Annotated in this window: 11 protein-coding genes and 1 pseudogene; 3 read left to right on the forward strand and 9 right to left on the reverse strand. The window is 60.1% G+C overall.

Translation table 11 applies throughout. The features are described from left to right. From L9059_RS31155 to L9059_RS29900, 9 genes are all read right to left on the reverse strand, one after another. Nucleotides 1-143, reverse strand: a 143-nt coding sequence (locus tag L9059_RS31155) for a Rieske 2Fe-2S domain-containing protein (protein WP_428480307.1), incomplete at its 3' end; no start/stop codon positions are given. Next, nucleotides 140-1279 carry a hypothetical protein gene (locus L9059_RS29865; RefSeq protein WP_247295357.1) on the reverse strand — a complete coding sequence of 380 codons (1140 nt, stop codon included), beginning with the start codon at nucleotides 1277-1279 and terminating at the stop codon, nucleotides 140-142. The genes L9059_RS31155 and L9059_RS29865, both read right to left, overlap by 4 nt. After that, on the reverse strand, nucleotides 1276-2430 hold the full coding sequence (locus L9059_RS29870; protein WP_247295374.1) for an ATP-grasp domain-containing protein: 1155 nt from the start codon (nucleotides 2428-2430) through the stop codon (nucleotides 1276-1278). Before L9059_RS29870 ends, L9059_RS29865 begins: the two co-directional genes overlap by 4 nt. After that, nucleotides 2418-3776 carry a F390 synthetase-related protein gene (locus L9059_RS29875; RefSeq protein ID WP_247295393.1) on the reverse strand — a complete coding sequence of 453 codons (1359 nt, stop codon included), beginning with the start codon at nucleotides 3774-3776 and terminating at the stop codon, nucleotides 2418-2420. The genes L9059_RS29870 and L9059_RS29875 overlap by 13 nt, the downstream gene beginning before the upstream one ends. Further along, nucleotides 3766-4620, reverse strand: coding sequence for an MBL fold metallo-hydrolase (locus tag L9059_RS29880; protein WP_247295396.1), 855 nt, complete (start codon nucleotides 4618-4620; stop codon nucleotides 3766-3768). The genes L9059_RS29875 and L9059_RS29880 overlap by 11 nt, the downstream gene beginning before the upstream one ends. Next, complete coding sequence (locus L9059_RS29885; protein ID WP_247295413.1) at nucleotides 4617-5624, reverse strand: NAD-dependent epimerase/dehydratase family protein; 1008 nt, start codon at nucleotides 5622-5624, stop codon at nucleotides 4617-4619. The genes L9059_RS29880 and L9059_RS29885 overlap by 4 nt, the downstream gene beginning before the upstream one ends. Continuing rightward, entirely contained in the window at nucleotides 5624-6289 is a 666-nt protein-coding gene (locus L9059_RS29890; RefSeq protein ID WP_247295417.1) for a 3-oxoacyl-[acyl-carrier-protein] synthase III C-terminal domain-containing protein, read from the reverse strand. The genes L9059_RS29885 and L9059_RS29890 overlap by 1 nt, the downstream gene beginning before the upstream one ends. After that, a complete protein-coding gene (locus L9059_RS29895) occupies nucleotides 6265-6642 on the reverse strand; it encodes a hypothetical protein (RefSeq protein ID WP_247295432.1) in 378 nt (125 codons plus the stop codon). The genes L9059_RS29890 and L9059_RS29895 overlap by 25 nt, the downstream gene beginning before the upstream one ends. A gap of 281 nt (nucleotides 6643-6923) precedes the next feature. Beyond that, nucleotides 6924-7502 carry a hypothetical protein gene (locus L9059_RS29900; protein WP_247295435.1) on the reverse strand — a complete coding sequence of 193 codons (579 nt, stop codon included), beginning with the start codon at nucleotides 7500-7502 and terminating at the stop codon, nucleotides 6924-6926. Between the two features lie 816 nt (nucleotides 7503-8318). Here L9059_RS29900 and tssB point away from each other — a divergent pair. The 3 genes and pseudogenes from tssB to tssK form a co-directional block, all read left to right on the forward strand. Further along, nucleotides 8319-8822, forward strand: coding sequence for a type VI secretion system contractile sheath small subunit (gene tssB, locus L9059_RS29905; protein ID WP_247295466.1), 504 nt, complete (start codon nucleotides 8319-8321; stop codon nucleotides 8820-8822). A gap of 44 nt (nucleotides 8823-8866) precedes the next feature. Then, nucleotides 8867-10408, forward strand: coding sequence for a type VI secretion system contractile sheath large subunit (gene tssC, locus L9059_RS29910; RefSeq protein ID WP_247295471.1), 1542 nt, complete (start codon nucleotides 8867-8869; stop codon nucleotides 10406-10408). A 24-nt stretch (nucleotides 10409-10432) separates the two neighbouring features. After that, nucleotides 10433-11047: pseudogene (tssK, locus tag L9059_RS29915) on the forward strand (type VI secretion system baseplate subunit TssK); the annotation flags it as partial. Nucleotides 11048-11174 lie beyond the last annotated feature (127 nt).

The following is an 11174-nucleotide window of genomic DNA, read 5'->3' on the forward strand; positions in this document are numbered from 1 at the left end:
GGGCAGCGATCCGGCAGCGCGGCAGGGCGGCCGTCGTTGGCGCGGAACAGCACCAGCGGTGTGTCGTGCACCTGGCACGCCAACGGTGTGTTTCGCAATTCGTGGCTGAGTGCCACTGGCCACCACTGAGCAAGCGGATTCACAGTTTGAGCTTCCTCATCATGGGCACGCCGATGCCATGCAACAGGCGACTAAGCACGGTCCATACCAGTCTTCGTCCCCAGGACAGATGTGCGATGTGGATCAGGCTGTATTCGATCTGCGGCTGACCACCACGCAAGCGTTTGAACTCGGCGGCGCCGGAGCTGAAATTCAGCACCTGCCGGCGCTCGACGGCTTCTTGCAGGCACAGGCGGGTCAGTTGTCGATACAGCCCGGCCCGTTGGGGCAGCGCGGTGTCGTAACCGACTATCGGGGTGCTGATCACTGCCGCATTGGCGAACCAGCCCAATGCACCGTCAATGCGCCCGTCAGCGTTGCGCAAGGCGCGGAATTCGATCCAGCCCTCGCGTTGACCACGTTGCATCCACTGAGCACTGTAGTGCGGGTTCAGCGTGCAGTATTTGTCCAGGTAAAGCAGGTTGTAGAGGTGTTCCATTCTCTGGAAGTCGGCGTCGCTCAGCGCAGTGCCGGGCACTACCTCATACGGGCTGCGCCTTAACAGTGTGGCGTCCAGCCGGGTGTTGTGGTGCTTGAGAAACGGCGCCTGCGCCCCGGCCCGACCGTCGAACAGATAGACCTGGCGGCTGGGGATGCTCAGGTAGCCGAGGGCTTCCAGGCATTGGCGCAATTCCCGATTGCTGAAATCATTGAGCGAGCGAAAGCCAATCCCGTGGTCGGGAAAGGTTCGCCGCAGCAGCGCGGTGATCGCTGGCAGTTCGGCGACGCTCCAGTCAGTTGGGTAGAGGTTGGTCGACAGCAGCCAGTTGTTCACCTGCACCAGTTTGTCGACCTTGGCCGCGCTCAGCAGGCGGTCGACGCCTTGGGTCAGCAGCTTCAGCGGCCAGGTCAGCCATGGCCGGCCGAGGCGCTTGAGCTCTTCGCGGGCATAACCGCTGTAGGCTGTTTGGGGCGACACCACATAGCAGTTGTTGTCTGGTTCGTTGCCTTCGGTGATGCTGACCGGAAACTGCTGCGCACCGGTGTCGAGCAGCGCCATGCGGGTGCTGACATTGCCGATCAAGGCCCCGCCGGCGCAGGTGCGAACATAGCGCCGGGCGAGGCTGTCATTGGGGTTGGCAGGTTCGCTGAGGAGTTGCTCTTCGAGCAGCAGCTTCATGGCGTGCGCTCGCTTAACGGCTGGCCGTTCCACTCGATGTCCGCCGTGGACGCGGCCAGCAATCCGCAGCGCCGGGACGCGGCTCGGGCGATGATTTCTCCCAGGCTCAACATTTGCGCGGTCAACGGCCAGAAGTCACCTTTCTGGACGATCACATCGCGGGCGGCGGCGTAGTCACGCCAGAACGGCACGCTTAAGGCGCGTCGCGGTGCCGCCAGCAGAAGCATGGCCAGCGCGATCATCCGTGGTTCCGGTGTTGGTTCCAGCATGCGCTCGGGTGGGGCGCTCAAGCTGCTCACCAATGACCGACGCTGGTTGTCGAACAGGTGCACGCCGCTGGTGGCCCGAGGGTTGCATTCAAGCACATGGAAACGGCCGTCGCAGTCCTCGATAAAGTCGAAACCCACCTGGCCGGTATAGCCGGTTTCGCGGCCGAATTGCTCTAGAAACCTGCATACCGATTCCGGTGCGCTCGGCTGGAAATAGATCCCCGATCCACGGCCCACGCGGTATTGCGGGTGGTAACAGCTGTGGGCGCGCAGACCGCCGTCGATTAGCACGCTGAAACTGCAAAACTCCCGCCCTTCGATGAATCGTTGCGCCACCCACGGCGCGGCGTGAGTGGGCTGCACTTTGCTCAACTGTTGGGCCGACGGGCGAATCAGCGTTTGCGAGGCGAAGCGCGAGTACGCCGGTTTGAACACCCACTGCGCGACCTCGTCGTCTAGGGCTAGCAAGGCCTGACGATCCGTCAGCAGACGGGTTTCGGGGGCGGCCAGCGTCCAGCCATCGGTCATGGCCGCAAAGTGACCTTTGTGATGCAAGCGGTGCAACAGCGCAAAGTCACTGGTCAGCACTCGGCACAGCGGTGCCAGGCGCTCGAGGCCGTGGGCCAGGTAAAACACTTCTTCGCAGGTTGGCAGTAGGAGGTCGATACGCTGGGTTTCGATCACCGTCGCGAGGGCTTCGACCCAGGCCGCTGGGTCCTGTCGCGGCTCGGGCAAGCGCACGTAGTGCTGCGCCGAGCGGCTGAAACGGCTGAGCGGCTGGCTCAGCGAATCGCCGACGCTGACGGTCCATCCGGCCTCGTCAAAGGCTCGCGCCCATTCCAGGCAGGCAGGCGCACGTGCGCCGAGAATCAGTACGTGCATGGCAAACCCTCGGGCAATTGCAGGAGTTTCAGGCGTCGGCGCTTGGCGTGTGGCGGCGGCGCCTGCCAATGGCCGAAGCTCAGCGCCGGAGGTTGCAGGCCCTGTTGGGCACACAGTGCATGGACGCTGGCGCTGAGGGCCGCGCACAGGCTGGCGTGGTCGTCGGCGGTGCGCAGGTTGATCTGCCAGTGCAGGCCTTGCTGGTGGATTTCATATTCCTGCAACGAGGCGCCGTGCATCAGCAAGGCGCGGCGCAGTACGTCGGGATAGAGCGCCAGCAACTGACGCCCGGCCAGGTCAGGCAGCCAGAGAACGTCATCGGCGCGGCCCTCGACCGCCGCAATCGCCCGTTCGACCCGCCCGCAGGCGCAAGGCGTTTCGGCAACCCGTAGGATGTCGTTGAGGCGGTAGCGCACGATCATCTGCGTGCGCCGGGAGAAGTCAGTGATGATTGGCTGAAACCGCGTGCGCTCGGCGTCCAGCCAGTCCGGCTCGATGTGCAGATGGCTTTCGTTCAGGTGCAGAGTGCCTTGCTCGCAGGTGTAGCCGAGAAAGCCTTCGCTGGCTTGATAAATCTGCTGCGGCACGACGCCGAACGCCGTGTGGATTGCGTCGGCGTCAGCACTTTCGAGGACTTCGGCCACCGACAGAATATGGCTGGGGCGGATCGTCAGGCGCCCGGCCAGCACCGCTTCGGCGAGGCCGAGCAGCACGGTGGCTGGGGCCACCAGCACATCGGGATTTTGTACGTTGAGGCGTGTCAGCGATGCGTCCAGGCCGAGGGTCAGGTCGTGAAAGGCGAAGTCGATTCGGCGACTAGCCAGGGTGGTGTAGAGGCGGCTGTTGGCGCGCAGGAAAAACGCGATCCGCAACGGCGCACGCCAAGGGCAGAGCAAGCGTGGCATTAGATGGCGGGGCAAGGTCCGCGCGAGCAGGATGCCGGCCCAGCGCTGGCGCTCCAGTGCACTGACCAGAAACACCCCTTGATTACCCGAGGTGCCGCTCGACAGCCCGACGGTGATGTCGCCCAGCGTCGGGCTGAAGTCGCGGGACTCTTCCGCCTGGCGCGCCACCGGCAACACCTGTTCCAGGCTCAGGCCACGGGTGTTGAACCCGGTGAAGTCGCCCATCAAGGTGGCTTTGTCCATCAGTGGTAGATCGGTGAGGTCGGTGACGGTCAGGTCTTTGAAGCGCCGGGCCTGGGGCAGCACGCGCTGCAGGAAATGCTTCAACTGTTTGGCCTGCCAGGCTTCCAGTTGTTTGCGTCGAGTGAATCGCAGCCGGTAGCGGCTGTGGATAAAACTCAGCGCGCTACGCAGCGTCCCGATCAGCCGTTCACTGCTCATCGCTGAACGCCTCCCAGGCCTGGGTGCAATGGGACGGCAACACCGCCACAGCCGGTTCACGGCGGATCAATGTGCCTAGACCTCTGTAGGTCTGGCGGTACTGTTTGGCGTCGTGGCTGGCAAACCATAGCGCGGGCGGAGCCGGCAGGCGCTCGGCGCGGCAGGCGGGCACCGACCAACAGGCGTCCGCCACCAGAAACACTGGGCGACCCTGGGCATCCGGGATGAACAAACCGAGCTGGCCCTCGCTGTGCCCCGGCAACGGCACTCCGATCAGGCTGCCGTCGCCGAGCAAGTCGAGACCCTGGCTGAAGGGCGCCATCCAATCCGGCAGCGCAACGTTTTTGCAGGTGTCGGCGAGGGCCAGGCGTGCGCCAAAATCGTCCGGCAGCAACGCCGGCAGATGACCGCCGAGGGTGGCGCGCCAGCGGTGGCCGCGCAGGCTTTCGATGTGTCGACGGTCGGCGTCCAGGGCAATGAACGAAGCCTGGGGGAAGTCCCGCAGCCCGGCGATGTGATCGCTGTGAAAGTGCGAAATGATCACCGTACGAATGTCGTTCGGACCAATGCCGAAGGCCTTCAACTGGCCGAGCAGTTGCTCCTGAACCGGCAACTGTACCGGCACCGCGCCGCGATATAGGCGTTCGGGCAGCGCTTGGGTGGCGTTAAAAAAGTGCTCGGCGTAACCGGTGTCGTAAAGCATCCACCCTGCATCGGGGTGGCGAATCAGGCCGCACAACGAAGGGAAACGTCTCGGCGCCCACCGCCCGCCACGATCAGCCATGCATTCCAGGTGCTGGCACCAACCGGCGCGCAGCACATTGAGGCTCACCGTTCGGCTCATGATCGCGCTCCTTGTTGGGCGAGCCACCATTGCGCGTGCTGTCGAATACCTTCGTTCTGTGTCACCACGGGGCGGTAACCCAGCTCGTTGCGGATGGCACTGAGGTCTAGGGTCTGACTGAACGCCAGCACTCCAGCGCCATAGCGGGTCAGCAAAGGCTCGCCGCTGCCACGCAGGCGGGCGCTGGTTTCCAGCGCCCGCGCAACCGCGTCCACCAGCCGCCACGGCAGGCGCTGGGTGCGCAGGTTCAAACGGAACTGTTCGGCGATGCTGTGCAGCAAGTCTTCGAAGGCCAGCGGCGTGCCATTGCTGACGTTGTAGGTGCAAACGGCTCGCGGCAGGGGTTGGGTCAGGCTCAGCGCCACCGCGTGCACCAAGTTGTCGATGCAGGTCAGGTCCAGTTGAGCCCGGCCGCCGCGCATCAGCGGGATCGGCCCGCGCTGCATGACGCGCAGTAAACGTGGCATTAGCGTCCCGTCCCACGGACCAAAAACCGCACGCGGACGCAGGATCACCGCTTCGGCGAGCCCGGCCGCATGCACCTGTGTTTCGGCCAGCGCCTTGCTGCGGGCGTACTCGTTGACCGGTGGTGGCAGTGGTTCGTCTTCGCGGATGCCCAGACGATCACGGAAGGCGAAATACAGACTGGGTGTCGACAGGTGCACTAAGCGTTTCACCGTGTTGGCGTGGCAGGCGTGGAGCACTTCGTCGGTGGAATCCAGGTTGGCCTGGGCAAACGACTGCGGCGTACCCCACGGCGAGGATAACGCCGCGCAATGGACAATGGCGGCGCAACATCGCGTGGCGTCGATCAGCGTAGCGGTGGCCGCAGGCGTACCGTGTTCCAGCGGGAGCCAGTGCACAGTGGCGGGACTGTGGCGAATAACCTCGGCTGCCGCCACGGCGTTGCGGCCGCTGAACTGCACCTCGCAGCCTTCGGCCGCCAGTTGCCAGACAATGTGCCGGCCAATGAACCCGGTGCCGCCGGTGACTAGAATCTTCATCAGTACTCCAGGACCATGCCGCCAAGCGACAGACCCGCGCCGGTGCCGATCAGCATCAGCCGTTGCCCGCGCTGGATACGCTGGTCGCGGATGGCGATGTCCAGTGCTGTGGGCAGCGAAGCGGCGACCTGATTGCCGTGTCGGGCAAAGATGTCGATGATATTTTCCGGGCGGAAGCCCAGCCGCTTGGCCGCATGTTGCATCGCTTGTTGGCTGGCTTGATGAGGGATGACCCAGTCGACCTGTGCTTGAGCCAACCCGGCCTGGGTCAGCAATTCATCCATCAGCGTGGGCAGGTGCTTGGCCGCAAGTCGGAACACGCCTTTGCCGTGCATTGAAAAGCTGGTCAGCGGTTCGAACGGGGTATCGATACGGCGTGGATGAAAGCGCGAGCCTCCGGCAGGGATCTGGCACAAGTGCGCGCCTTCGGAAAATGTCTTGAGGCTGGAGGCAATGATTTTCGGCCCGCCATCGCTGACGCCCAGCACCACGGCGGCCGCGCCGTCGCCGAAAATTCCGCAGACTTCCACGTGCTGCCAGTCCAGCCCGCACGAAGCGATATCCGAACAGACCAGCAGAATGCGCTTGTAGTGTCCGGCAATCAGCGGCCACGACAGGGTGTCGACGGCGGCGATGAACCCTAGGCAACTGGCGTTGATGTCCATGGCCGGATACCGGACTGGCCCAGCCCCAACTCTCGGTGCAGCAGGGCTGCGTTGCACGGCATGCCCTGGTCCATGGTGCCGCTGGCGCAAGCAATCAGGTCGATCTGATCCAGCTCAAGGCCGGCCGCTAGCAAGGCGTTGCGCGCCGCAATGGCGCCTAGGCTGGCGGCGGTTTCGGTGGTGCTGGCGACATGCCGTTGGACCACGCCACTGATGCGCGCCACGCTGCCCGCCACCAGGCCCAGTTCAGCGTCCAGTTCGGTGCTGGTGACAATCCGCTCGGGCAGGGCGTGCCCGGAACCTAAAATGGTCACAGGTCTAGAGGTAGGTGGCAAAAGCTGTGAAGTCTGCATTCAAGTTCCGTTTGGAGAGGGTACGAATCCACAACCCAGAGACGTTCTCCTCGCTTAGGTACGAGCAAGCAGGAAAGGCGGCTACCAAGGTGTACGGAGTCCGACAACATGGATTCGGTTGTAGTAAGGGATGGCCGTCTGCTTGGGGTCTAGCGCTCTGATGCGTTGTATTGTTGAGGGATAATCAGCAGGCATAACGTTTTCCGGTTTTTTTAGGACGCTAAAACCGCATCCAGATACTGAAAAGGCCTGCAAAGCTGGAGGTGAGGCAGCGTTTATTCCTAAACTGGGACGCCGTTAGCGCTAATGCATGCCGCCCAGCGAGAGTTAGCAACGGACCATGGAAGCGCCGGCTGCTCACGGATCAAGGTAAGGACATCGCGCGTACAGCTGTAGGTCTGAAGCTTGTCGAAGAACCTCCATTCGCCTTCGCATTCAAACGTGATCAGCAGCACGACAAGGGGCTTATCGACGTACGCCCATGCGGACCTGATCTGTTCTAAGTTTGTTTGGTGGCTGCCAACCTGGCTGTACCCGATGAACACAGATACATCAGCCCCGCTAGATGCACGAGCCAGCTTGACCAATTCCTCTACCCTTTGCTCCTTCGGTTCATCCCATTCCCATTCAAGTTTGGCCCATACGTTCTTGTTGGCGAACTTGATTTCGGCATCAGTACGACCGCCTGATTCGAAGCACGAAAACAGCCCCATCAGACTGGAGACCTGGCGCACCGTCGAAGCGATATGCGTTGTCCAGTCTGCGCGCTTAGCGACCTCGATATGTCCTAGAACAACGGGGAAGTCTCTGTACCAAAGTGCGTTGAACAAGGTGGTGAAGTCATTGATACGTGTCGGCATGTTTGTTTCTCTTTTAAAGTGAGCCGCCAGCGCCAATCTAGTCAATCCGGTGAGCGACGGTTGCGGATTTTACGCCATCCAATATCCGGACATCTATAGGTAAACCACCTCTATTGCTTCAAGTGAGGCTATAACAAGATTGAAGAATAGATGATGTAGGATTTTTCCTAAAAAAGCGCTGGAGTAATCTAAAGAGTGATTCTGTTTGTAACTATTCGTGTCATGCCAACATGCAGTCTTGAGTCGCTGTGGTGAAGTCTTCCTGTTTTTGAGTTTGGATGTAATGCGCTCTCGGAAGTACTGCTTGGCAGTATTTTTCGCATCATATAGGTGGATGCGTGATCGGGAAAAGCTGTCTGTCGTTTCCTGTTTGAGTGCTGAGTGCTGAGTGCTGAGTGGTATTGGGTGTTGGTTTGCGCTGCTGGAGTGCTTGGTCTGAATAGTCTGGGCGGGTAATCGAGAGCCTTCTCGGCATGCCGGGTGGTATTTGAGTGGCTAGTGCGGCAGCGTGCGCAGGCGCTCCGTGGGGCGGATTCCGCCTCGACTGCAAAGCGTTTTTCGCGCGGTATGCCACTATCATGCAGATCAATATCAGACAATTCTCATTGTCGTTCGGAAAAGTCCTACATACAAAAAAAATTCATAGAGATTCGTGGCGCTTGATTATTTATTGGTTGTTTTTAAACTTGTGAACTGACTAGAATCCCCTTCAAGCAATTTCCTACTCTGCGGTACGCCAAGTATTACTTTTTCTCTGAGTTGCTTGGTTTTTGTGATGGGGTTTTTCCGTCTCGTAGAATTGTGTCTGGAGGATTTATGGCGTCAAACAGCTTTCAAAATGAAGTGCCCAAGGCGCGGGTCAATATCAAGCTCGACTTACACACCGGTGGCGCTCAGAAAAAGATCGAATTGCCACTTAAGTTGATGGTGATGGGCGATTACAGTAACGGCCAAGAGCAGCGCCCGTTGTCTGAAAGAAGCAAGGTTGGCATTAATAAAAACAACTTCGACAGTGTGCTGGCCGAGTTCTCTCCGAGCCTGAAGCTGGCGGTGGAAAATACCTTGGTCGATGACAACGCCGACACCTCTGTCGCGTTGAACTTCCAGAGCATGAAAGATTTTGAGCCTGAGCAGGTAACGCGGCAAATTCCGCAACTGCGAGCCCTGCTGGCCATGCGCAATCTGTTGCGCGACCTCAAATCCAACCTGTTGGATAACGCCACCTTTCGTCATGAACTGGAACGCATCCTCAAGGATGACGCGCTGAGTGACGAGCTGCGCGCCGAACTGGCCGCTCTGGCGCCACAAGAAGCACGTTAATTGTCGTTTATTGCTCAGGTTCGTTAATAAGGAAGTTTTTCATCATGTCCGCAGAACAATCATCCGCCCCCTCGCAGCTGACTAAAACCCACGACGCAGACAGCGGCCAAGGTGTCTATGGCGCCTTGTTCGCCAAGATCAACCTCAGCCCGGTTGCGCAGTTGAGTGGTATCGAAGCGTTTCAAAACGCCGAGGCCCTGTCCGAGGCGTCTGCGGATGAACGGGTCACTGCGGCGGTCAGTGTATTTCTGGACCTGCTCAAACAGTCGTCGCATAAAGTCGAGCGCCTGGACAAAACCCTGCTGGATGAACACATCGCGTCGTTGGATGCACAGATCAGTCGCCAGCTTGATGCGGTCATGCACCATCCAGACTTTCAGCGCGTGGAGTCGACCTGGCGCGGTGTGAAATCGCTGATCGACCAGACCGATTTTCGCCAGAACGTGCGGATCGAACTGCTGGATATCAGCAAGGATCACCTGGTCCAAGATTTCGAAGATGCACCTGAGATCGCCCAAAGCGGCCTGTACCTGCACACCTACACCCAGGAATACGACACCCCAGGTGGCGAGCCGATTGCGGCGGCCATTTCCAACTACGAATTCAATCGCGGCCCGCAGGATATTGCCCTGTTGCGCAACATCTCCAAAGTAGCAGCGGCCGCCCACATGCCGTTTATTGGCTCCGTTGGTCCGGCGTTCTTTGGCAAGCAGTCGATGGAAGAAGTGGCCGCCATCAAAGACATCGGCAACTACTTTGACCGTGCCGAATATATTAAGTGGAAGGCGTTCCGCGATAGCGACGATTCCCGTTACATCGGCTTGCTCATGCCGCGTGTGCTGGGTCGCCTACCTTATGGCCCGGACACCGTCCCGGTGCGCAGCTTCAACTACATTGAAAGCGTCAAGGGCCCGGATCACGAGAAATACCTGTGGACCAACGCTTCGTTCGCCTTCGCGGCAAACATGGTGAAGAGCTTTATCACCAACGGCTGGTGTGTACAGATTCGTGGGCCGCAATCGGGTGGCGCGGTCACTGACCTGCCGATTCACCTGTACGACCTGGGCACGGGTAACCAGGTGAAGATTCCATCCGAGGTGATGATTCCGGAAACCCGCGAATTTGAATTCGCCAATCTCGGTTTCATCCCTCTGTCGTACTACAAAAACCGCGACTATGCGTGTTTCTTCTCGGCTAATTCGGCCCAAAAGCCAGCGCTGTATGACACCGCTGACGCTACGGCCAACAGCCGGATCAACTCGCGCCTGCCATACATCTTCCTACTGTCGCGCATCGCTCATTACCTGAAGCTGATCCAGCGCGAAAACATCGGGACGACCAAGGACCGCCGTTTGCTGGAGCTGGAGCTGAACAAGTGGATCGGTGGCCTGGTCACCGAAATGACCGACCCAGGCGACGACCTGCAAGCCTCCCACCCGCTGCGCGATGCGAAGGTGACGGTAGAAGACATCGAGGACAACCCAGGCTTCTTCCGCGTCAAGCTGTACGCGGTGCCGCATTTTCAAGTCGAAGGCATGGACGTCAACTTGTCGCTGGTTTCGCAGATGCCCAAGGCAAAAGCCTAAGCCACTTCGTAGGGAAATGATGTCATGAAGATCGACCGTCCCCTATGGGCTGCGGGGACGTTATTGTCCCCGCAACAATTCCAGCAGCAAGCACGCTGGGAGGCCTGGGCTAACGAGAGTCTGGCCCATCTGTCGCTGGTACACCCTTGGGGTGTCCAGGGGGTGGCGTTCGACCTGCAAGCCTTACGTCTGGGCAAGCTCAAAGCCAATCACGTGCGGGTGCGCATGCCCGATGGCACCTTAGTCGACTCCGACCATGTGGATCGGCTGCCGCCCGCCCTGGAGTTGGCTCGCCTGCTGCCCGATGACGCCCAGGAGGCTACGTTGCTCTTGGCGTTACCGCTGGAACAAGCCAATGGCAACAACTGTGTGTTCGACGGTACGAGGGCTGAGCGGCCGACGCGTTATCGTCAGGATTGGCGCCAGGTTCAGGATATCTACGCCGACGACGTGCAGTCGATGGGGGTACTGGAATACGCCCTGACCCTGCGTCTGGCTGACGACGAGAATGCCGATTACGTGACCTGTCCGGTCGCACGCTTGGTGCGCGACGGGCAGGGCGCCTGGAATCTTGATCCTGACTATGTGCCGCCGTTGCTCAGCTTTGCGGCCCATCCAGGGTTGCTGACCCAGTTGGATGGTAATCCCCCCATTCCTAAAACTCACCAGAAGTAGACCTCAGGCCACCAGGGCCAACTTCTGTTTTGGGGTAATGCCGCCGAGGGCCATATTCGGGCGCTCGTGATTGTATGTCCAGATCCAGTTC

The organism is Pseudomonas violetae, assembly GCF_023072615.1.
In the GTDB taxonomy this organism is placed as follows: Bacteria; Pseudomonadota; Gammaproteobacteria; order Pseudomonadales; family Pseudomonadaceae; genus Aquipseudomonas; species Aquipseudomonas violetae.